The following is a 22,260-nucleotide window of genomic DNA, read 5'->3' as shown; positions in this document are numbered from 1 at the left end:
AGCATTTTTGGTTAAAAATAAAAGTTATAAGACCGATATTAAAGAGACAGGTTGCGTCCAGATTCAGGCTCATTTTTTTAATTCTCCTGGCAAAAATATCAAACCTGGCTTAGAGTTTTGCTCAGCGACAAGCTGCTAAGCTGCTACATCAGTGGCGTAGTGAGTGGCGTTTGCTTCTCTTACAAGTAATCCCATGTCGTGCTCAGCCAATTTGGGTTGTCTTATTTGAACCCCAAAGGGTCTCGTCTTTCGATTCCTATTCAAGGAGATCTTCGCCCCGATGTTTAACAACCGTATTCGCACCGCCGCTCTCGCCGGTGCCATTGCAATTTCCACCGCTGCTTCTGGTGTTGCTATCCCAGCATTTGCTCAGGAGACTGGAACCAACCCAACCTTCAATAACTCCGATAACTTCAACGACGCTGATGGTTCAACCATTCAGCCTGTCGGCCCGGTTAACCACACCGAAGATCAGCTGAAGGCGCTGACTGACGCAACTGGCGCTTACCTGTCTGACTTCCAGAACGGTAACCTTAGGGGAATCGTTGCAGACCTGATTGAAGCCGGCGAAAGCGGATTTGATCCTTCTGAGCAGGCTGCATACGAGGCATTCGAAGCTGCGCGCGTTCGTGCAACTGAAGAGCTTGCAGCTTCCGCACAGACCATCACCAAGACTCGTGAGTCTGTTAACTACGCACTCAAGGTTGACCGCGAAGCTACCGAAGCATTCGAAGCTTACCGTGCAGGTCTTCAAGGTGCAGCTGCCGACATCAACCCATTGATCTCTGCAGCTAACGCTGCTAACGAGACCAACGGTCGTCTTATCAGGAATTACGACGCACTGTACTTCCGCGACATTTCTGGTTCTGCTCCACTTCTTAACCCAGCGTACAACCAGTTGAAGAAGCTGCAGGCTGAAGTTAACGAAGACCTCGTCTGGTTGGGTGAGTGGGCTATCGACAACCGTCACAACGACTACGTCACTCGTTACCACGTTCCTGCTGTAGAGGCTCTGAAGGCTGAGATCGATGCACGCCTCGAGGCAATCGAACCTCTTCGTGCAGATGCAATTGCTAAGAACCTTGAGGCTCAGAAGTCTGACGTCCTCGTACGCCAGCTCTTCCTCGAGCGTGCAACCGCACAGCGCGACAGCCTACGCGTTATCGAAGCAATCTTCTCCACCACCGCTCGCTACATTGAACTCTACGAAAACGTTGAGAACATCAACGTTGAGGGCAAGACCCTGCGCACGCACTACGCGGGCTTGTACGCAAGTCTGTTTGACGCAGCTGCGTTCAACCTTGGTGAACTCAACCGCGCTGATGCAGCAACAGAAAGGTTCTTCCTGAGCTGGTGGACCGATCGCCGTGATAACGACGAGCAGCGCGAATACGACCGCGCTGAGCTGAAGTTCGCTATCGAGACCTACGCGAAGATCTTCATCAATGGTCAGTGGCAGGAAAAGGTTGCTTATGTCCAGAACCTGGATTCGGCAGCTCGCGCAGAAGCAGCTCGCGTAGAAGCAGAGCGTCTTGCTGATGAAGCCTACCGCGCTGAGCAGCTCCGCATCGCTCAGGAAGCAGCAGACGCTCAGAAGGCAATCGCTGACGCTCTTGCAGCTAAAGACGATGAGAAGCCAGCTGGCGATGACAAGGAAAACGGTTCTTCCTCTGACATCGGAACTTGGGGACCATTCGCAGCTATTGCAGCGATCATCGCAGCTATTGCAGCTATCTTCCCAATGATCTCCGGAATCCTTAAGTTCTAATTTAAGGCCGAGATAGCTAAAAGCTAAGCCACCTCCTTTGGGAGGTGGCTTTTGCCGTTGCTTGCCTAACATGGGGAGGCGTCGACAAGCAAAATCTTTTGCTTTTAAGGGAAAGTGATGATGGGTTTGATCACTTCACCGCTGGCAGAGTCCGCGAAAGCCTCATTGATTTGCTCCAATGGGTAAGTACGTACCAGTTTCTCAATGGGGAATTTTCCAAGGCGCCACATATGAACCAGGCGGGGGATGAAATCCTGTGGAATAGCGTCGCCTTCAATGATGGTCTGGAATTTCCATCCGCGGACCAGCGAAGCACCGACTTCGAAGGTTACTTCTGTGCCGGGAGCTGGAGCACCAACTAGTCCAACAGTGCCGTTAATAGCCAGAGAATCCGCAGCCTGCCTAGTTACTGCCACAACACCAGTGGTATCCAGTGCAAACTGCACACCATCGCCGGTAAGTTGCTTGATTTTCTCCGTAGGATCTTCGTTCTTGGAGTTGATCGTGTGGGTTGCTCCAAGTTCCTTAGCCATCTCGAGGCGGGAATCATGGATATCAACCGCGATGATAGTGGTCGCTCCAGTTGCAGCTGCCGCCATGATTGCAGCCGAACCTACTGCTCCAGTGCCAAAGACTGCCACAGTATCTCCGGCCTGCACACCAAGAGAATTGAGAATCGCACCAGCACCAGTGGAAAGGCCACAACCAAGTGGTCCAAGAAGCTCCAGAGGAACATCATCATCTACTTTGACCACACTGCGAGCGGAAACATTCGTGTAGTTAGCGAAAGTGGATTGACCGAAGAAATGAGAACCTACTTGCTCACCATCTTCAGAAAAAGCAGTTGATCCGTCATCGCGGGTGCAAGCGAAATTCTTCGCATAGAAATTTTCACAGTAGGCAGGCTTACCGCCCAAACATTTCAGACACTGACCACAGGAGTTGAATCCGAGAACAACCTTGTCATCAGGTTTTACGGAAGTAACCGCTGAACCTACAGCTACAACAACGCCGGCGCCTTCATGGCCGAATACTGCAGGAAGAAAAGTAGGGTAAATCTGATCACGAACGATTGCGTCAGTGTGACAGACGCCGGCGGCGAGGACTCGGACCTGGACTTCATCTGGTCGTGGTGCGTCCACATCAACAGTGGTGATTTCAAAGGGCTGTTCCGTGGAACGCACAATTGCGGCAGTAGTTTTCATGATGCTCCTTATATATAAGAGAGATTTTGATGAAACGGGCTGTAGCTATAGATAGATGGTCTGTGTTTCTTGGTAGGAGGCTAGTCCTTCTGGGCCGAGTTCTCTGCCAAGTCCACTCCTTTTTACACCACCAAAAGGTGCAGCGGGATCGGGAATGTAGCGGTTGATGCCAATAGTGCCAGTCTGGACCCGGCGCGCTATCGCTGCACCTCGTTCAGGATCAGTGGTCCAGACAGTGCCTCCGAGTCCAAAATTAGAATCGTTAGCTATCTGGATGGCTTGTTCATCAGTGCTATAAGGAATGACAGAAAGCACTGGTCCGAAGATTTCTTCTTGGGCGATCGTTGCGTGATTGTCGACATTGGCAAATACTGTTGGCTCTACGAAGAATCCGGCGTCGAGATCTTGAGGACGGCTGCCACCGACAGTGATGAGGGCGCCGGAGTTTTTGCCTTGAGCGATATAAGATTCCACGCGCTCACGTTGCTTGGCCGTAGCCATGGGACCGATTTGGGTATCTAGAGAAGACGCCACACCAACCTTCAGGCTGCCTGCAAAGGCTGTAAAAGCCTCTACGATTTCCGCGTAGCGTGATTGCGGTGCCAGGATACGAGTTCCCAAGAAACACGTTTGTCCATTGTTTAACAATGTGGAGGTAAATAAACCTTCTCCGATTTTGGATAGATCGATGTCAGCATCATCAAGCACAATGGCTGCTGACTTCCCGCCAAGCTCCAATGTTGCAGGACGAAGCAGACGACCACATACCTCGCCAATTTTCTGTCCAGCTGCTGTTGAACCAGTAAATGCCACTTTGTTTACATGCGGATGGGAAACAAGATACGCGCCGGCGTCACGCCCGCCAGGAACAATATTGACTACGCCAGCGGGAATGCCAGCAGCTTCGACTGCTTCAGCTAGGAGATAAGCATCTAAGACAGTTTCTGGTGATGGCTTAATTATGATGGTGCAGCCTGCTGCCAGAGCAGGCGCAAGCTTGAACATAGTCAGTGCTTGCGGGAAATTCCACGGTACGATCGCCGCGACCACACCGATTGGCTGCCGACGGACTTCAATTTCTCCGCCAAATAGTCCTGCTCTGATATCTGTGAATGTTTCTTGGCTAACCAAATCTGCATAGTAACGCAGGACAGCGCTTGGATAGCCAGTTTCCAACTGAGCTGCCACGGATACTGGCATGCCATTCTGCGCGCTCACGCGTTGTTGAAATTCTTCGCTCCGCGCATCGATTTCATCTGCAAGCTGTCGCATTACTACGGCACGCTCAGCAGGTTCCCACCCAGACCAGATCCGGGGATTATCAAAAGCGTTGCGTGCTGCAGCGACAGCAGCATCAATGTCAGCTTCCACGGCTTCTGGGACTTGTCCATTGGTTTGCTCTGTACTGGGATTAATCGAAACGATGACCTTTTCACTTAACGGTGTGGTCCATTCACCATTGATGAAGAATTTTTCATAGATGATATTCACAGTTAAAACCTTCCATGTTTACAATTGTCGATATCTAACATGGGTCTAATTATTGTGCTTGGCATCACTCCTTGTTTGGCTAGTAGTGCCCGAGTTTTTGATCATTTGTGCCAGAAAAATCGATTTATCGATTGCCTGATTGGAGGTAGTGAAGTTGTTTGATTCCAAATTTGCTCAATGGATGGGGCAAATGGACTCTGTGTTCGGCCTTGATTTGCATGCTTCTGCCGATATCGCACAAGGGGAGTTAAGCTGCTCCACTCTAGGACAAGTTGCGACCTTTCAAATCGCTGGTACTTCGCAGGTTTTGTACCGTAGCGCTGCAAGAATTTCACAAGCTGAAAACGCTCCAGTAAAGGTCTGTGCCATGAAATCTGGAACCATGTTTTTGACCCGGAAAGGCGAAGAAGACCTGCGGCTTAGACCCGGAGAAATAGCGATTTACGATACATCGATCCCATATCGGCTTCATTTTGAAAGCCAGTGGGATTGCACTGTGATGACAGTTCAGAGAGAGCAGCTGTCTCTACCGGAACGGACCTTGGATAAAGCATTCAAGCAGCTTTTCGCTAGTCCTGGGGCTGGGGAAATTTTAATGCAGTTAATTGACTCCTCAGTTTCGAATGGTGCTGCCAGTAAGGAATCCTCAGAGCTTTTAGGACATGCAGCTATCGATCTTCTTGCAGGTCTTGTCTATGAAAAAGCTGCACCTTATGCTCATGATGAAGCTCTCCGAATTGCTGTTCATAGCTATATTCGAGAGAATCTTGCTTCTTTCAATCTTTCAGTTGAACATATTGCGCGTGCCCATAGGCTTGGAGTTCGGACACTTCATAGGAGGCTCTTTCAACATGAAGAAATTGGTGTGGCTGAGTTAATTCGCACCCTCCGTTTGGAAGCAGTGTACCGAGACCTTCGAGATCCACGTCTTCAAAATCTCACAATCTTGACCATCGGGATGAATCACGGCATTCAGAGTCAAGCGCATCTCACACGACTTTTCCGGGCTAAATATGGAGTCACCCCAGCAGTTTTTCGTCGAGATCATGCCAATAGTGTGGCCTGAATAAGTTGCCTGGCGAAGCCTTCTCTGCGGTGACGTCGAAAAGCCTAAAAATATCTTGGTAGGAGAGGCGGTGGGCAGTTTGTGCACCTTGGCTTTTGACGGAATGAAAAAACCCTGTGATCTTGAAATATCAAGATCACAGGGTTCTCATTAGGGGTGGCTGACGGGGCTCGAACCCGCGACACCCAGGATCACAACCTGGTGCTCTACCAGCTGAACTACAGCCACCATTACCGCGTTATGCAGCACGGATAACTTTAATGCACCGCGCTGCTTTAATCAAAACGGCTGGTCAGGAGAGTGTTACCACCATTTATTGAAGGTAAGGTTTGCTACCTCAACGTTGTCGATATAGTTGCCTCGAACAAGATCAACTTCATCAGCTGCCGCGACAATATCGGAAGCGCCTGCACCGCGTGCAAACAGTGGCACAAGTTGGTTGGTGTGGTTTCCTGAAGACCAACCATGGTTCGGGACGATGCCTGCAGCACCAGTCATTGCAGACCAGTTTGGATCATTATCTGGGCCGGTCATATATCCGGTTTCGTGGTCTGCAGTGACGATCACAAGGGTTTCATCCCAAGAGGAGTTTGTCTCGACCCATTCGATGACTGTTTCTACTGCATTGTTGAATGCCTGAACTTCTTCGATATCGCGAGCGATGTCATTTGCGTGTCCAGCCCAGTCGATTGCGCCACCTTCAACCATGAGATGGAAGCCATCTTCATCCTGATTCAAAACGTTCAGTGCAGCCCTGGACATGGTGGCAAGATCAACGACGTCATTTTGTGGAACGTCATATGGGGTGGTGGATTCTCCATCACGATCATGTTGGAGAGTGTCTTCCACCTGTGCGAGGCCGAAGTATTTGTTGCTCTCTACTGTTCCATTTGCCAATGCTTCGAAATCGGCATCTTCTTCAATGAAAGTGAAGTCAGTTTCGCCCTTGGCTAGACGCTCATATTGTGCGGCTTGCATGTAGTCTTCATCAGCGTTGGCGATTGGGTTGGCATTGTTGTCAAAGAATGGGTGGCCGGCGCCCATGATGACGTTGAGATCGCTACCGATCATTTCTTCTGCCATTGCATGCAGGTCATTGCGGTTTGAGTTGTGTGCAGCCCATGCAGCAGGAGTGGCGTGGTTGAACGGAACGGAGGAAACGACGCCGGCAGCCTTGCCCTTTTCGATGGCATATTCTGAGGTGTTCTTGATGGTTTCGCCAGCAGGATTGACGCCAACCATGCCATTGCTGGTTTTAACACCAGTTGCCATTGCGGTTCCTGCAGCAGCAGAATCGGTAACGCTTTCATTTACGTAGTTGTGGTCAGCCCAAGCCCGCTCAGGATCATAAGAGTTGCCATCTTGGTAGGTGGAAAGTGATACCTGGGACCACTCAGAGCCTTCGTAAGCCTGAACTGGAGTGCCGCCTTCAACAGGCTTTACAGCGCCAGCTTCGCCTGCAACCTGGTGCATGGTCTGGCCGGACTCAAAGAGGTTGGTTGCGGAGAGGTGGTTGTATCCCATTCCATCACCAATCATGTAGATGATGTTCTTTGGAGCGCTGTTGGGAGCGGGAACATTTTCCGAGGAGGAAAGCAGTCCTGAGGAACCGGAAACGAATGAAGACTGTGCAGCAGCAGTGCCGGAGATGCCGGCGAGAACAATACTGGAAGTGATTGCACAAGTAATTGCTAGGGAACGGCGCTTAAAAGACATCTATTTTCCTTCGTGAGCTCTAAGAATTGGCTCTATGAGTGGGCTTTAGGGAAATGTGTTGAAAGAAAAGCCACAAATTAATCCGAGTGGATTAACGCGGTCAATAAATAAAATAGAATTAATATGTTAATTCTTGGCCACGTTGAGGTTAAGTTTTAGAGATTTGCCTTTTGAAGCTGCTTCAAGACTCTCGAAGTCAGTAAAAATTAGTCACAGAACTAGAAAAGGACACTCCTTCAAGGTGAAAGAGTGTCCTGACCTGCTAAAACTTGGTGCCCCCAGCAGGATTCGAACCCGCGACCAACCGGGTAGAAGCCGGTTGCTCTAATCCACTGAGCTATGGAGGCGAAAACTTCCTGCCATCTTGCATTAGCAATTGGGAAAGCTCCTCGAAACACTTTATATAACAACGCTAACAATTGACAAGAAATGCTCAATTGTGTGAATCCCCACAAAAGTATTCCACCTTGGAACTTTACCGTACACCCAGGTTCGGCTATTACATGGATCACTCAACTAGGGGACTTTGAGCTTGGGAGGTTAGATTAGGGGGCATGGATGAGCAGGTCGTAGCTGATAGTTCTGGTGGAGCATCTTCTCCAGTCCAAGAAGTGCACAAGAAGAACAACAAGGTGAAAATTACGTGGCCTTTTTATGTTCTGTTTGCATTTGTGGCTGGTCTGGTTGGTGCAATTTTGGCATGGGGATTTTTATCTGATTCCCTTGCTGCTTTGGGTATCCCTGATCCAGGACCCGTAACTTCTGCTGGTCTGCCGTTTTTACGTGCCGTGGGCTGGATTGTTGCAGCATTATCTGTGGGTAGTTTCCTAGCGACCACCTTTTTTATTAGTCCGCGGGAAGTTAAACAAAGCGCAGAAGATGGCATTTTAAAATCTAGCTATCTCAACCGAGCATATTTATCAGTTGATGGTTTGATCGCTGCGCGTACTGGTGCTTTCGCGGCGTTGTGTTTTGGGCTCATTGCGATTGTGATGATTCCGTTGGTGATGTCAGATTTATCTGGTCAGCCTTTTGCTGAAGCGTTGAAGCCACATAACTGGGCAATTGCCTTTGAACAGGTCGCGTTGGCGAAAGCCTGGGCGTGGGTGGCATTTTTCGCGTTTCTCACGGGTCTAGCTGGGCTGTTTTTCCGTAACTGGCTTTCTCAGCCGTTGTTATTTGTCGCGTCGATTGTGATGACTGTTCCGCTTGCTTTGGAGGGACACTCGGCAGCTGGTGGTGACCACGATTATGGAACAAACTCCCTGTTGTGGCACTTGGTTTTGATGCTTGTGTGGGTGGGTGGCCTCATGGCGTTGATTGCCCATGCGCGCAGAATTGGCCCGAATATGGATCTGGCAGTCAAGCGGTATTCCATTGTCGCTACTTATGCCGTCATCGGTATGGCCATATCGGGCATCGTTAATGCGTTGTTGCGCATGGAATTTTCGGACCTGTTCACCTCAAATTATGGACTTTTGGTGTTGGCGAAGGCCGTTGGCGTGGTTGTTGTGGGCATGTTTGGTTTGGCCCATCGCACGTTGACGATCCCTAAATTAGAGAAAAATCCTAAAGATGCAGCGCTGTTCACACGCGTCGCTATCGTCGAAGTGCTGGCGATGGCTGCAGTTACGGGCATTGCGATTTCGATGGGTCGTACGCCACCGCCCGCGCCACAGATGCAAGATTTGTCTGTGATGGCCTTGGAGATGGGCTATTCCTTGGAGAAGGAACCAACTCTTTTCAGCGTATTTACCATGTGGCGTTTTGATTTGATGCTGGGCACCATCGGCATTTTGCTGTTGGCATTCTATGTGTGTGGCCTTGTGGCGTTGCGTCGACAAGCAAAAAAGTGGAACCACCTGCGCACCTTCTGGTGGATACTGGGCTGCATCACCCTGGTGGTTACCGTTTCTTCGGGTATCGGCATGAATATGCCGGCTACGTTCTCGATGCACATGGTCGCGCACATGCTATTGTCCATGGTAGTGCCGGTATTTCTGGTGCTGGGCGCACCGTTGACTCTGATCATGGAATCCGTGAAACCTGGCGAACCGGGCCGTCCTGGGCTGCATGAATGGGCAGCTGTTCTGGCTGATAATCCGCTGCTCCGCTTCCTGCTGCACCCGGCGGTCAACACGATTCAGTTCATCATCATTTTCTACGCGCTGTATTTAACACCGCTGTATGAACTCATGGTCTCTGAGCACGCTGGACACTTGATCATGAACTTTGTGTTCGTGATTTCTGGTTACCTCTATTACTGGGAAATGATCGGCCCGGACCCTAAGCCGGAGGAACGCACGCACGTATCTCGCTTGGCATGGCTGACATTTTCGATGCCGTTCCATCTTTTCTTCGGTGTGTATCTGATGCAGCTGCAGGTAATTCTGGCGGAGGAATTCTACAGCCGACTCAACCTGCCATGGGAAGTAGATTTGGCCTATGACCAGCTCGTCGGCGGTGGAATCGCTTGGGCATCTGGATCATTCCCGCTGATTATCGTGTTTGGCTACCTCTTCCGTGGTTGGTTCCGTGAAGAACGCATTGTGGAAAAGAACTATGAAGCTCGCGCTGCTGCGACAAATTTCGCAGATGCAGAAGAGTACAACCAGATGCTCACGCGCATGAATAACGGACACGATCCACATGGCGATTACTACCAGGAAACCTTCGAGCCTAAAGACAAAGAATAAGCTTTTCGACGCTTCCCTGCGCGCCTTCAGCCCGCCCTTGTGGATAACTTGCGGCCTCACCTTAAAACTGAGCGAGTTATCCACAGGCGGGTTTTTTCATGCTTTACGCACGTGCCAACCGGTGCCACACTGCCTGGTGAAAGCACTCTCAACGACAGCAAGAAAAGGAAGCAGCAGAACATGATCAATACACCTGTTACTATCACTGGCCGCATCGTCAGTGATTCCGTATATATCGACAGAAAAGACAAACTCGACGGAGTATTGCGCATCCGTGTGGCAAGTTCGAGGTCTTATAAGCAAGGCGATAAATGGCACAATGTAGACAAAGTTTTTATCAACGTTGAAGCCTGGGGCCAGCTTGGTATTAACTCCCATATTTCACTCAAACCAGGTGTTGCTGTGATGGTGCAGGGCTTTCTCTATACCAATGAATGGGAAGTTTCTTCCGCTGATCCCAACGCCGAAAAACCTGAGAAACGCCAAGAAATCAGGATGCGTGCCACCTCTATTGGCATCGATATGAACAACTACGTTGTGGGCTTCAAAGAGAGCAAACCCAGCGCATATAACAATCCTGAAGGTGTGGAGATACCTGCAGATAATACTGAGGACTACCCAAATGTGAGCGCAAAGTACACAACTAAACCAGAACAGTCTGCGACATCAACGGAACCAGCTGAGGAACCTGAACCGGAAGAAAACCGCGAACTTGCTATGGCAGGTGCCTCCCAAGGTGGAACTGACAAGGCACCTTTTTAGGAAGTATTTCTCTTAAAGCACCCAGCAGGGGATTTGTCTTTTGTTGGGTGCTTTACATCATTGGCTTGATTGCGGAATTACCCGAGGTCCCTAAATCCGGATTGCTCATGTAATCTTGTCTGCTGAGTACTTAAACGCAAATTCGCATTTAAAAGGGGTTACATTGGGCGAGTTCATCTACACGATGAAGAACGTGCGTAAGGCAATCGGTGACAAGGTCATCTTGGACAATGTCTACATGTCCTTCTACCCAGGCGCCAAGATCGGTGTCGTCGGACCCAACGGTGCCGGTAAGTCTTCGATTCTGAAGATCATGGCAGGGTTGGATCAGCCTTCCAACGGTGAAGCATTCCTGGATCCAGGGGCAACCGTGGGCATCCTCTTGCAGGAGCCACCACTAAACGAAGAAAAGACAGTTCGCCAGAACGTCGAAGAAGGTCTCGGCGAGATCTTCGAAAAGAAGCAGCGCTTCGATGCAATTGCCGAAGAAATGGCAACTAATTACACCGATGAGCTCATGGAAGAAATGGGCGTTCTGCAGGAAGCTCTCGATGCAGCTGATGCATGGGAGCTTGATTCCAAGATCGAGCAGGCAATGGATGCACTGCGTTGCCCTCCTGCAGATGAGCCAGTAACCCACCTTTCCGGTGGTGAGCGTCGTCGTGTGGCTCTTGCTAAGCTTCTGCTTGCTGAGCCTGACCTGCTGCTTCTGGATGAGCCTACTAACCACCTGGACGCTGAGTCCGTGCTGTGGCTGGAGAAGCACTTGGCCGACTACAAGGGCGCTGTCCTTGCCGTCACACACGACCGTTACTTCCTGGATCACGTTGCACAGTGGATCTGTGAAGTTGACCGCGGTCAGCTGCACCCTTATGAAGGCAACTACTCCACTTACCTGGAGAAGAAAGCCGAGCGCCTCGAAGTTTCTGGCAAGAAAGATCAGAAGCTGCAGAAGCGACTGAAGGACGAGCTGGCTTGGGTGCGTTCCGGCACCAAGGCACGTCAGGCAAAGAACAAAGCTCGTCTGCAGCGCTACGACGAGATGGTTGCTGAAGCTGAGAAGCACCGCAAACTGGACTTCGAAGAAATTCAGATCCCAACCCCTCCACGCCTGGGCAACAAGGTCGTGGAGGTCAAGGACCTGGAGAAGGGCTTCGATGGACGTGTCCTGATCAAGGATCTCTCCTTCACCTTGCCTCGAAACGGCATTGTTGGCGTAATCGGACCAAACGGTGTGGGTAAGTCCACCCTGTTCAAGACGATTGTTGGCCTTGAGCAGGCTGACGCCGGCAACGTGGAAATCGGCGAGACTGTTCAGCTGTCCTACGTTGACCAGGGCCGTGAAAACATCGATCCTGAAAAGACTGTTTGGCAAGTTGTTTCCGATGGCCTTGACTACATCATCGTTGGCCAGAACGAAATGCCTTCTCGTGCATACCTTTCGGCATTCGGTTTCAAGGGCGCAGATCAGCAGAAGCCTTCCAAGGTCCTGTCCGGTGGTGAGCTTAACCGCCTCAACCTGGCTTTGACCTTGAAGCAGGGCGGAAACCTGATCCTGCTCGATGAGCCTACAAACGACCTTGATGTGGAAACCTTGGGTTCCCTGGAAAATGCTCTCCAGAACTTCCCAGGTTGTGCAGTGGTTATTTCTCACGACCGTTGGTTCCTGGACCGCACCTGTACCCACATTCTTGCGTGGGAAGGCAACATTGCTGAAGGCCAGTGGTACTGGTTCGAGGGTAACTTTGAAGACTACGAAAAGAACAAGGTTGAGCGCCTTGGTGCAGATGCTGCACGTCCTTCTCGTGTCACTCACCGTAAGTTGAGTCGTTAAGAACGAAAACCTTTAATACGACCTACCCTAAGCTTTTCAAGCTTAGGGTAGGTCGTATTAGTATGTGTGCAAGTGATTGGAGTTTTTAGTGGACGAACAGCAAGGTTCATCGGCTCTTAACCAACCAATCTATTTAAATATCGCTGATCAGATCCGCACTGAAATTAAAACGGGTGATTTACTTCCAGGGGATCGGTTACCTGCGGAAAGTAAATTGGCAACCAGGTTTGGCGTAGCCAGAATGACTATTCGCCATGCGCTTGAGATGTTGCAATTTGAAGGGCTCATCGATCGACGTCGTGGACGTGGTGGTGGAACATTCATCATGAATGAACCACCTGAAATCGAGTTGACTCGAGTCGAAGGAATTTTGCCCCAACTGCGCGAACAGCACATTTCCGTGGAATCAACTGTGCTTAATTCAGAACTGCAATCAGCACCTGCGCATGTCTCCCAAGCCTTGGAGCTTAAAGCGGGAGCGCAAGTATTCAATATTGTGCGGATGCGCAGAATTAATGGCATCCCGGCACTGCTGGAGAACTCTTATTTCCCCGCAGTATTGTTCCCAGGATTGCTTGAGGTGGATTTAACGAAATCGCTTTATGAGCTGTTGGAAAATTTTTCGCATCGACCTATTTCTAAAATTGAAGAAATCATTACCTCACGAGCAAATATTGCAGAAAAGCAGCTCATGGGAGTGAACCACAGTCTATTGCTGCTGCGTATTACAAGAACTGCCCGAGACGAATCGCGGGCAGTGGTGGAATACTCTGAGGATTTACTGCGCTCGGATTGTATTCGGATCCAAGTAAAAACTCCGGAGCGTTGAGATTACACAGCTATGTGGGGGAAATCTTCGATTTTTTCTAAGAACTCAGATAAACCTGCAGCAGGGCCCACCGCGATGACTTTCATTCCTGCAGCATGTGCAGCTGCTACTCCGGCAGCTGAATCTTCAAAAACCATAATTTTCGATGGTGAAATATGAAGATGTGCAGCACCCAAGAGGAATCCTTCTGGGGCAGGCTTACCCTTGTGTACGTCTTCGATGGTGATCACGGTGTGAAAGTATTCTGCGATTCCAAGATCTGAAAGCACGGGTTCAATCAGGCGGCGAAGCGTTCCAGTAACGATCCCTAATTTGTGGGTTTTCGCTAGCTCTTTAATCATGAACACCGTGGCGGTGCTTACACGTGGAACTTGCTGGCACGCGGTTTGATATTGCCGGGCGACGGCGTCGATAAGCAGTGTTGTTTGCGCTTTAATGTCTTTGTCGCTGCGTGCGCGGATCAGCGTTTCTGCAATATCTGGTTCGCTTCGGCCGAGGAGTGCTTCGTATTCAGTGACACCGAGGGCAGGGTAGTTCAATTCGAGGAGAGCTTGTGCATAGCAAGACTGAAGGAGATCCTCGTCGTTGCTGAGTGTGCCATTGAAATCGAAGAGTATGGCGTCGGTTTCAGCAAGTATTTGGGGTGCGGTGGGGGAGATCATGGCGTCGAGCATAGGGGACTGGCGGAAACGTACAGTAAATATTTTAAAGGTCTAGATGATTGTTTGTCGAAATTTAACCTGGTCACAACTTGATGGTCGGTTTTGGATGGGAATATTTATCTCATCGACGCCAAGGATTGTGTATCCATGGCGTCTCCTTGAAGACACTGTGAAAGGAAAATCTGTGTCCACCAAACTTTCTCGCCGCCCGTTTCTCCGTGCCCTTGGCCTTGGCGCAACCGCTGTAGCAATGTCTGTAAGCCTTGTTGCTTGTGGCTCTTCCAGCGACACAACCGATCCTTCTGCCATTGGTCAAAACCTTGATGAAATTATCGCCAATGCACAAGAAGAAGGCGAAGTTCGCCTGATCGCATACCCAGAGACCTGGGCGAACTATGCGGGCCACTTTGAAGAATTTGAAGCAAAATACGGCGTTGACATCACTGTCGATTCCCCAGATGCATCCTCTGCAGAAGAGCTGCAAGCTGTTCAAAACCTGCGCGGACAAGACACTCAGCCAGATGTCTTAGATATCGGCTATTCCTTTACCAACCCAGCAATCGATCAGGGTTTGGTTGAGCCTTATCAGCCATCCAATTGGGATTCCATCCCAGATAACCTGAAAGATCCTGAAGGAAATTGGGTCGGTGCGTATTACGGTGTTGTTTCCATTGGCGTGAACAAAGATCTGGTGGATGAGATCCCAACAACTTTTGAAGATCTTCTCGATCCTCAGTATGCCGGCAAGATTGCTATCCCAGGTGATCCTCGTCAGGGTGCATCATCTATCGCTGCGGTGTTCTCCGCAGCGCTTGCTAATGGTGGTTCGCTAGATGATATTCAGCCTGGCATTGATTTCTTTGCCAAGCTTGCTGAATCCGGAAACCTCACTACCGTTTCTGATGCAGCCTCCGGCATGACCACTGGTGAAGCAGCCATCATCTTTGACTGGAACTACAACTGGTTGGGCCGCACCGCACAGCTAGAGCGTGACGGCGTGAACTTTGATTACTTCGTTCTCGAAGACGGTGTCTTTGGCAACTTCTACGCGCAGCCGGTTACTGCTGGCTCCCCACAGCCTAACGCTGCTCGTCTGTGGGTCGATTGGCTCACTTCTGATGAAGGTGCAGAACAGTACGCACTTGGCGGCGCAATTCCTGCTCGCTTCACTGAACTTGCAGCAGCTGAAAAGCTTTCCGATGAAGCATTGGCTGCACTGCCTGATCCAGCAATCGTAGAAAAGGTAGAACTTCCTTCCGCAGCACAGGGTGATGAAGCAAATAAGGTCATCGCAACTCAGTGGGCTGAAAAGGTGAAGTACTAAAATCATGTCTTCCGTCGCTCATCCTGTTTCGCAGGAGAAGCCTCAACGGAGCAAGAAAGCAAAGCGTCTATCCTGGGGCAACCTTAATAAAGGCTCCTGGTTCGGCGCTTTGCCGTTCTTTCTCTTTGTTGCTGCCTTCCTCATTTTTCCGATTCTGGCAAACCTGATTACCGCTTTCCAAGCACCTCGAGGGGGCTTCTCCTTCGAAACAATGGGCGAGGCGATGAATTCTGCTCACCGCCCAGCCTTTGTACTTACTGCACAGTTGTCTTTCATTACTGCGTTGATTGGTGCAGTAGTTGGTTTGCTCCTAGCGTGGGCTTTGCAACAGGGACACAAACCGGCATGGCTTAATGCGTTAGTTAATAGTTTTGCTGCATTGGCATCACAATCTGGTGGTGTCTCCCTGGCGTATGCCTTCATCGCACTTCTTGGTGTGCAAGGCCTACTCACTGGCATGCTGAATGATCTTTTTCCAGGATTTTTAGCTGATTTTTCCATCACTGGATTTTCCGGTGTGACCTTGGTGTATCTCTATTTCCAGATACCACTGATGGCTATTTTGATGCTTCCTGCAATGGGTGGCATCAAGGGGCAATGGTTGGAAGCTGCTTCCTCTCTTGGAGCTACGCGCTTCCAATACCTCAGAGATGTGGCTTTCCCCGTGTTGTGGCCGTCTATCATTGGTTCTTTTCTTCTTCTGTTTGCCAATTCCTTTGCTGCCTATGCCACAGCTTTCGCACTAGCAGGTGGATCGTTGAACCTTGTTCCGATTCTCATTGGCTTCTATATCAGCGGAAATGTGCTGCTTAACCCAGGCTTAGCAGCTGCATTGGTCACCTGGATGATGTTTATCATTCTTGCGGCCATGGGCATTCGCTTTTACCTGACCAGAAAGAGTGACGAATGGCTGAGCTAAGCACCAAAGAACCTGTACGCCAAGCACTTCCACCGAAGCCAAAGCCACGCAAGTTATCTTCTTCCGGAGACTATAACTGGGCATCGATCGCGATCCTGGTGGTTTCAATTATCGGTTTGCTCATCCCGTGGTTGGCAGCCGCAGCTTATGGTTTTTCACGCCCCGGCCAGCCTTTTACCTTCGATCCACTCATTGAAATTTTGAGCATCGATGGAGCTGGTGAAGCAATTGTGAATACGTTGCTGTTGACTCTTGCCACCACTGTGTTAATGCTGGCGCTGTTAGTTCCAACGATTGTCTTCCTTAATATGAAGGCACCTCAGCTGGCTAAAGTCGCAGAAGTGTTATCCATCCTGCCGATGGTTGTTCCAGCAGTGGCTTTGGTTTCTGGTGTCTCGGAGCTATATCGAGCAACCATTCCAGCTTTTCTTACATCCATGTGGTCGCTTGTTCCGCTGTATGTCATTTTGGTCATGCCTCTGTGCTACCGAGCTATTGATGCCGGAGTGAAATCCCTCGATCTGCAAACCATGTTCGCAGCTTCTTCTTCTTTGGGTGCATCAACGTGGATGACTCTGATCCAGGTGATTATTCCGAACCTGCGCGTGGGCATGTTGTCTGCTGCTTTGCTCTGTGTTTCTGGAGTATTTGGCGAATACGCAATGGCGTCTTTGCTGCTGCACTACACCTTCCCGGTGTACATGGTGGAAGTTGCCTCCAGTTCACCAAAGGGCGTTGCCGCTTTGTCGTTTATTGTCACCATCATCACGTGGCTGCTCTTGGTCGGTATTTCTTCGCTCGCCAATGCCAAGCGAAAGTAAAAGGATAGTTTTATGAATCAACCACACGTTGAATTGCGAAATATTGTTAAGTCCTACGGACCAATGACTGTGTTGGACAATTTGAATATGCACATCAACCAGGGCGAACTAGTTGCTTTGCTGGGGCCTTCTGGATCTGGAAAGTCCACCAGCTTGCGTGTACTAGCTGGTTTGGAAATGGCAGATTCCGGAGAGGTCTTAATTGCCGGCCAAGATGTTGCGAGCAAACCTACTCGCGAGCGCAACATGGGCATTGTGTTCCAGGCGTATTCCTTGTTCCCGCATTTGAGCGCAGTAGACAATGTTGCTTATGGTCTGAAAATTCGTGGCAGGGATTCCTCAACCCGCACCAAGCGCGCTGAAGAATTGCTGGAAATGGTTGGGCTTACGCAGCATATGCGGAAATACCCAAACCAAATGTCAGGTGGCCAGCAACAGCGCGTAGCTTTGGCTCGCGCCCTAGCAATTGAGCCTGAAGTGCTGCTTCTCGACGAGCCCCTGTCCGCTCTAGACGCCAAGGTCCGCGTCCAACTACGCGATGAGATCCGCCGCATTCAGCAGGCTGAAGGAATTGCCACACTGATGGTTACTCACGATCAAGAAGAGGCCATCACGATGGCGGACCGAGTGGGCGTGATGTATGACGGAAAGATTGAACAGATCGGTTCTCCGAATGATCTGTACCTACATCCGCAGTCACCATTTATTTCTCAATTCGTGGGTGTCGCGAACCGCGTTGTTGGACAAGTGCATGGCGATAAGCTGTTTGTCCTTGATACTGATTTGGACATTGTGAACAAGACTTCTCCGATCGCACAAGAAGCAGTTGCCACAGCGTTGATTCGTCCAGAACAAATCGTGATGAATCATGATAATGCTGCGCATTACACCGTCATTGACCACATGCTTCGCGGAATGTTCTCCTCCATCGTGGTGGAAGGGGACTATTCCAAGGGACATCTTCGGATTGATTTGCCGTCGAGGGAAGCACAAGAATTCCGCAATGGCGACCGCGTATCTTTGCGCATCGCGCGGCCTGACACGGTCATTGATTATGCCAATGCTGAAGAGCTGAAAACTTTTGACAGACTGCAACAGAACAGGATCTCCAAATGAACTCTATCCACCGAAATGCCCCAAGCGAACAGCCAGCGCCTTCTTCCAAAAGAAATCTCCTGATTATCGGAATCGATGGTTGCCGGTGGGACGTTGTTGCTGAATCTGGTGTGGGAACACGTTTGAAAAGTTTGTCTGAAGAGGGCAGCTTGCACCGCATGTGGATGGAAGCACCCACCATTTCTGCACCAGGCTGGGGATCAATTTTGACTGGTGCTACTCATGCAGAGCATGGTTTGCGAGACAACTCTTGCGTGGGCGGTCGCACCTGGAATTACCCGGATTTCTTGGCTAAAGCTTTTTATGAAGATCAAAGTTCTCGTACTTTCGCCGCAGCTGGCTGGCCAGTGCTCGTAGATCCACATGGGCTGGGGCCAATTATTCATCCCCGCATGGAGCAGCAGTACGCAGGTTTGCACAACGTGATCGTGCGTGATGGTGAAACCTTTGGCTACCAGCGCATTGATGCAGAAATCGCAGATATTGCAGTGGCTAAAATTCGTCACGGTGGCGGTTTCGATGCAGGGTTTGTGTACTTCTGTGACGTTGATGATGCCGGCCATGTCTATGGGCTTGGCGACGAGCAGTATCGAGATGCCATTAGGCGAGTTGATGCTCACGTCAGTGCCGTAATTGATGCTGTACAAAGCCGTGAAGATGAAGATTGGTTGGTTGTTTTAACCACCGATCATGGGCACCGTGATGAAGGCGGACATGGCGGCACCAGCGATCGTGAGCGTGAATCCTGGGCAATTGTGTGGTCAAGCAATGGTGAGCTACCACAGTGGCCTGTAGAAATTGCACCGCACAAATTAGCTGAGATGGCGCTCGCTGCACGTTAATTTTAAGTGAGCCTGGGCAGGGGATTGTCTCTCAAATGTGCTCCCTTTCACCCGCATCGGTAGAATGCTTGCGAGACGCTTGTATCTAGGCAGAGACACTTAAAGAAAGAGGCTAGGCGAACCCCCATGGCAGCCAAGAACGCAGAAAACACCCCAAGCAACCTTCACGTGACAGAGGTAGATCTTCGCTGGTCTGACTTTGATCGTTTTGGGCACGTCAACAATGCTGCCTTCATTGAGATTGCGCAGGAAGCACGCCTAACTTTTGCGGAAGATCAGTTCCGCGAGCGTGGCTATGAAATCCCCGCAGTGTTTGTTCGTCACCTTGAGGTAGATTATCTACGCGCAATTTTGCCAGATACCACCAAGGCTGTTGTGGAAACTCAGGTAACCAAGCTGGGTAATACTTCTTTCCGCACTCGCCAAGAGGTCAAGGACCGCAATGGTCGTGTGTGCTGTGTGGTTGATTGCGTGCAGGTTGCGGTCAATATTCAAACTGCTGCTCCTCGTTCCATCAGCAAGGTGGAGCGCAAGGTGCTCATAGCGGTGGCAACCGATGAGGTGCAGTCGCAGGAAGCACTCGAAAAGTAGTGCTGGAAACACTTTCCGTCACCTCGGGTGCGCGCGGTCTACAAGCTTTAATCGCGCGTGCAGTTGGTTTGGACAAGATGGCTAGCGTGCGGTTCCGCCAGCTCACCCCCGATGTAGTTGATGTCTTTGTCACCACACCTTTTGGTGTGAGCGCATCGCGCCGGGTCAATGGCGTGGTGAGGCGCGATGGCGCTGCCGTTGGCGCGCAGGATTTGCTGCAGGCGCTGAGCGAAAACCGGGAAGAGATCGGTGCTGCCCGCGATGCGAGCTGGCCGGGATCATTGCCACCGGCAACAGGGTTCACGCTTATCGACGAACTCCCCACTCACGTAGTGCGCACTTTGGCAGATCAGGGACAAGCATTGGCTCGCCAATTTTCTGGTCCGATGGGCCCGCCTGCTTCGTTGATGGATCAGGAAGTTATCTCCGCAGAAGGTAATGGAAAAACCGCGCACATTCCCATGCGCACGGTCTTCACCTGTACTTCTTTGGGTCTTATCCCTGGTTTTGAAGCGCCGAATGAAGTGCCTCGTCATTTGCGTGTGTCAGTTAATGGCCGGTGGACACGCGTGGATGCTCCCTATGGCAGTGTGTATCACTCTGCTGGTTTAGGGTTGAGCGTTTTTTAGTGAAGAACTAGAACTATCGATGGCTGTGTGCCGTTTTAAGGGATCGAATATCTAGAATGGGTATTCCATCAAACGGTGTCTATCAAGCGCTTAGATGGACGTCTGAGAGGGGTTACTTCTGTGGCGTCCGAGGCTATTGAGAACCCTGTGAGTTCTCTGTTCAAGGATCCGTTACAATTGGCAGTCCACCCCTCTAAATCGAACGAATATTCGTACCTCACTGGCGGTGAGATGCAAATATTCGTTCCAAATCTGAGGCCGCCAGCGATGTGGAACGAGAATTTGCATCTTAAACAAGCTGGAGACCCAGATCGAGTGTTTACCCAATCTCAGCATCCTTCAGTTTAGCTAAGTTGCAGTTTTCGGCACGAATTTGAACCAAATTAGGGTTGAGAATTTTAGAGCAGTACCCATCCGCCCAATGCTGCTCCGGCTGCGATTGCCCACGGGGGAATTTTCCAGTGGGCAAGTCCTAGCCAGCAGACCGCTGCAATAGCTAGTGATGGAATACCTGTGATGCCGTGGGTAAAAACGGGATCGTATAACGCCGCGCCAAGGAGTCCAACAACACCTGCGTTGATGCCTGTTACGGCGGCTTGGATGCGTGGTGATTCCCGCCAGCGTCCCCAGAAATAAAGGCCACAGATACTCAATAACGCTGCGGGGAAAAAGATAGCGAGGCTGGCCAATACTGCGCCGCCGACTCCGCCATACAGTGCGCCAAGATAGCTGGCGAAGCTAAACATGGGGCCAGGGACTGCTTGGGCTGCAGAGTATCCGGAAAGAAAATCAGTCTCGTTGATAAAACCTGGCATTACCACGAGTTTTTCCAGCAGCGGAAGCACAACGTGGCCACCACCGAAAACTGTGGATCCTGCTTGAATGAAAGCCGGATAAAACCCACCCATAACAATTGCGCCGAGCAATGCGAGGATAAAAACCACGAGAGATCCGATGCCTACCCAGGCAGGCATGGCGCGTAGCGGTAGTGGGGGTGGGGAGGCGTCGATAAGCTTAGTGAAGCTGAGCGCACCGATGAGCCCAGCGATAAGGATCACGCCGAGGTGCGTGAATGCATTGGGAACAGCGAGTACGGCGATTCCGGAGGCTATCGCAATGGTCGCGGTTAGTGGTGTGGCAGCCATGGAGCGTGCCATGCCGGTGACGGCGTGAAAAACGACCGCTACTGCTGCGGCAAGGAGCCCGAGCGTCCAACCTGCGGTAGAGGCATCGAAAAGCAAAGCAAACGCCGCCATGAGTGCAAGGGAGGGCCACGTGAACATGAACCAGGCAACTGCGAGGCCGGAAAAGCCCGCGCGGTGATAGCCGAGCATCATGCCCACCTGGGAAGAACCCGGTCCTGGAAGGAGCTGGCTGAGCGCCACTATTTCGGAATATTGACGATCATCCAACCAACTCCGGCGCTCCACAAACTCATTGCGAAAATAGCCCAAATGCGCGGTGGGGCCGCCGAACGCGCTAAAGCCTAGAACACCGAAGCTTCGGGCGATTTCTACAATACGATTCACAGGCGATTAGCTTATGGCCAAAACTGTGAACCGGCAGAAGTTAAGCCTGCTGGTGTGGATCAGGGTTGGCATTAATCAACATATCCGCAGCACGCAGCATATGCTCCCAAATTGCCTCACGCTGAGTTGGGGTGAGCTCTACGCCATCAAGTGCATTGGACATGAGCTCTAACCAGCGCTCCGCAGCTGTGACGCCGATGGGATAATGAGCGTGGCGCATGCGTAAACGAGGATGTCCACGCTGCTCCTGGTAATCTTTCGGACCGCCCCAATATTGGCTCAGAAACATCTTCAGGCGTTGTTCTGCACCTTCAAAATCATCTGGTGGATACATTGGTCCTAAAATGTCGTCCTGGGGGACCTGCTCATAAAAACGGTGGACGATGAGAGAAAAAGTCTCCTCACCGCCCACTTCATCATAAAAATTCTCAGGGGTAGTCATGGCATACATTCTATACGT

At 50.7% G+C, this 22,260-nt stretch carries 19 protein-coding genes and 2 tRNA genes; 13 read left to right on the top strand and 8 right to left on the bottom strand.

The window, feature by feature from the left end; all coding sequences use genetic code 11:
* Positions 1-280: 280 nt before the first annotated feature.
* A complete protein-coding gene (cspB, locus tag ccrud_RS11070; RefSeq protein ID WP_066567600.1) occupies positions 281-1,768 on the top strand; it encodes an S-layer protein PS2 in 1,488 nt (495 codons plus the stop codon).
* A 104-nt stretch (positions 1,769-1,872) separates the two neighbouring features.
* Here cspB and ccrud_RS11065 read toward each other — a convergent pair whose 3' ends face one another.
* Together ccrud_RS11065 and ccrud_RS11060 are read right to left on the bottom strand one after the other, a co-directional pair.
* Complete coding sequence (locus ccrud_RS11065) at positions 1,873-2,973, bottom strand: NAD(P)-dependent alcohol dehydrogenase (protein WP_066567597.1); 1,101 nt, start codon at positions 2,971-2,973, stop codon at positions 1,873-1,875.
* Positions 2,974-3,018: 45 nt separating this feature from the next.
* Positions 3,019-4,464, bottom strand: coding sequence for an aldehyde dehydrogenase (locus ccrud_RS11060; RefSeq protein ID WP_066567590.1), 1,446 nt, complete (start codon positions 4,462-4,464; stop codon positions 3,019-3,021).
* Between the two features lie 154 nt (positions 4,465-4,618).
* On the opposite strand from ccrud_RS11060, the gene ccrud_RS15045 reads away from it, so the two are divergent.
* Entirely contained in the window at positions 4,619-5,530 is a 912-nt protein-coding gene (locus ccrud_RS15045) for an AraC-like ligand-binding domain-containing protein (protein ID WP_245670253.1), read from the top strand.
* 155 nt (positions 5,531-5,685) lie between these two features.
* On the opposite strand, the gene ccrud_RS11050 is transcribed toward ccrud_RS15045, so the two are convergent.
* From ccrud_RS11050 to ccrud_RS11040, 3 genes are all read right to left on the bottom strand, one after another.
* Positions 5,686-5,758 (bottom strand) — tRNA-His (locus tag ccrud_RS11050).
* Positions 5,759-5,833: 75 nt separating this feature from the next.
* Positions 5,834-7,246 carry an alkaline phosphatase gene (locus ccrud_RS11045; RefSeq protein ID WP_066567588.1) on the bottom strand — a complete coding sequence of 471 codons (1,413 nt, stop codon included), beginning with the start codon at positions 7,244-7,246 and terminating at the stop codon, positions 5,834-5,836.
* Positions 7,247-7,516: 270 nt separating this feature from the next.
* Positions 7,517-7,593, bottom strand: a tRNA-Arg gene (locus ccrud_RS11040).
* 207 nt (positions 7,594-7,800) lie between these two features.
* Between ccrud_RS11040 and ccrud_RS11035 the strand changes: the two genes are divergently transcribed.
* The 4 genes from ccrud_RS11035 to ccrud_RS11020 all read left to right on the top strand — a co-directional run bounded on the left by ccrud_RS11035 (position 7,801) and on the right by ccrud_RS11020 (position 13,367).
* Positions 7,801-9,942: a bifunctional copper resistance protein CopD/cytochrome c oxidase assembly protein gene (locus ccrud_RS11035; protein WP_066567586.1), complete on the top strand. Its 2,142-nt coding sequence runs from the start codon at positions 7,801-7,803 to the stop codon at positions 9,940-9,942.
* A gap of 180 nt (positions 9,943-10,122) precedes the next feature.
* A complete protein-coding gene (locus tag ccrud_RS11030; RefSeq protein ID WP_066567583.1) occupies positions 10,123-10,704 on the top strand; it encodes a single-stranded DNA-binding protein in 582 nt (193 codons plus the stop codon).
* 163 nt (positions 10,705-10,867) lie between these two features.
* Positions 10,868-12,538 carry an energy-dependent translational throttle protein EttA gene (gene ettA / locus ccrud_RS11025; protein WP_066567580.1) on the top strand — a complete coding sequence of 557 codons (1,671 nt, stop codon included), beginning with the start codon at positions 10,868-10,870 and terminating at the stop codon, positions 12,536-12,538.
* A gap of 88 nt (positions 12,539-12,626) precedes the next feature.
* Positions 12,627-13,367 (top strand): GntR family transcriptional regulator, encoded by a 741-nt coding sequence (locus ccrud_RS11020; protein WP_066567577.1) that lies wholly within the window; start codon positions 12,627-12,629, stop codon positions 13,365-13,367.
* A 2-nt stretch (positions 13,368-13,369) separates the two neighbouring features.
* Here ccrud_RS11020 and ccrud_RS11015 read toward each other — a convergent pair whose 3' ends face one another.
* On the bottom strand, positions 13,370-14,029 hold the full coding sequence (locus tag ccrud_RS11015) for an HAD family hydrolase (RefSeq protein WP_066567570.1): 660 nt from the start codon (positions 14,027-14,029) through the stop codon (positions 13,370-13,372).
* A 184-nt stretch (positions 14,030-14,213) separates the two neighbouring features.
* On the opposite strand from ccrud_RS11015, the gene ccrud_RS11010 reads away from it, so the two are divergent.
* The 7 genes from ccrud_RS11010 to ccrud_RS10980 all read left to right on the top strand — a co-directional run bounded on the left by ccrud_RS11010 (position 14,214) and on the right by ccrud_RS10980 (position 20,271).
* Positions 14,214-15,353 carry an ABC transporter substrate-binding protein gene (locus ccrud_RS11010; RefSeq protein ID WP_245670251.1) on the top strand — a complete coding sequence of 380 codons (1,140 nt, stop codon included), beginning with the start codon at positions 14,214-14,216 and terminating at the stop codon, positions 15,351-15,353.
* Between the two features lie 4 nt (positions 15,354-15,357).
* The gene (locus ccrud_RS11005; RefSeq protein ID WP_066567563.1) at positions 15,358-16,272 is read left to right on the top strand and encodes an ABC transporter permease; all 915 of its coding nucleotides are present in this window, start codon (positions 15,358-15,360) and stop codon (positions 16,270-16,272) included.
* Positions 16,260-17,093, top strand: coding sequence for an ABC transporter permease (locus ccrud_RS11000; RefSeq protein ID WP_082868812.1), 834 nt, complete (start codon positions 16,260-16,262; stop codon positions 17,091-17,093). The genes ccrud_RS11005 and ccrud_RS11000 overlap by 13 nt, the downstream gene beginning before the upstream one ends.
* A 12-nt stretch (positions 17,094-17,105) precedes the next feature.
* On the top strand, positions 17,106-18,209 hold the full coding sequence (locus ccrud_RS10995) for an ABC transporter ATP-binding protein (RefSeq protein ID WP_066567561.1): 1,104 nt from the start codon (positions 17,106-17,108) through the stop codon (positions 18,207-18,209).
* The gene (locus tag ccrud_RS15040) at positions 18,206-19,051 is read left to right on the top strand and encodes an alkaline phosphatase family protein (RefSeq protein ID WP_074025515.1); all 846 of its coding nucleotides are present in this window, start codon (positions 18,206-18,208) and stop codon (positions 19,049-19,051) included. Before ccrud_RS10995 ends, ccrud_RS15040 begins: the two co-directional genes overlap by 4 nt.
* 126 nt (positions 19,052-19,177) lie before the next feature.
* Complete coding sequence (locus ccrud_RS10985) at positions 19,178-19,642, top strand: acyl-CoA thioesterase (protein WP_066567559.1); 465 nt, start codon at positions 19,178-19,180, stop codon at positions 19,640-19,642.
* Positions 19,642-20,271, top strand: coding sequence for a DUF8185 domain-containing protein (locus ccrud_RS10980; protein WP_066567557.1), 630 nt, complete (start codon positions 19,642-19,644; stop codon positions 20,269-20,271). The genes ccrud_RS10985 and ccrud_RS10980 overlap by 1 nt, the downstream gene beginning before the upstream one ends.
* 398 nt (positions 20,272-20,669) lie before the next feature.
* Here ccrud_RS10980 and chrA read toward each other — a convergent pair whose 3' ends face one another.
* Together chrA and ccrud_RS10970 are read right to left on the bottom strand one after the other, a co-directional pair.
* The gene (gene chrA / locus ccrud_RS10975) at positions 20,670-21,800 is read right to left on the bottom strand and encodes a chromate efflux transporter (protein WP_066567554.1); all 1,131 of its coding nucleotides are present in this window, start codon (positions 21,798-21,800) and stop codon (positions 20,670-20,672) included.
* Positions 21,801-21,840: 40 nt separating this feature from the next.
* Positions 21,841-22,242 (bottom strand): globin, encoded by a 402-nt coding sequence (locus tag ccrud_RS10970; protein WP_066567552.1) that lies wholly within the window; start codon positions 22,240-22,242, stop codon positions 21,841-21,843.
* Between the last annotated feature and the right edge of the window lie 18 nt (positions 22,243-22,260).

It is taken from the genome of Corynebacterium crudilactis (genome assembly GCF_001643015.1).
Lineage (GTDB): Bacteria > Actinomycetota > Actinomycetes > Mycobacteriales > Mycobacteriaceae > Corynebacterium > Corynebacterium crudilactis.
Note: the sequence above shows the minus strand (reverse complement) of the source record. Positions and strands in the feature narration are given on the sequence as shown.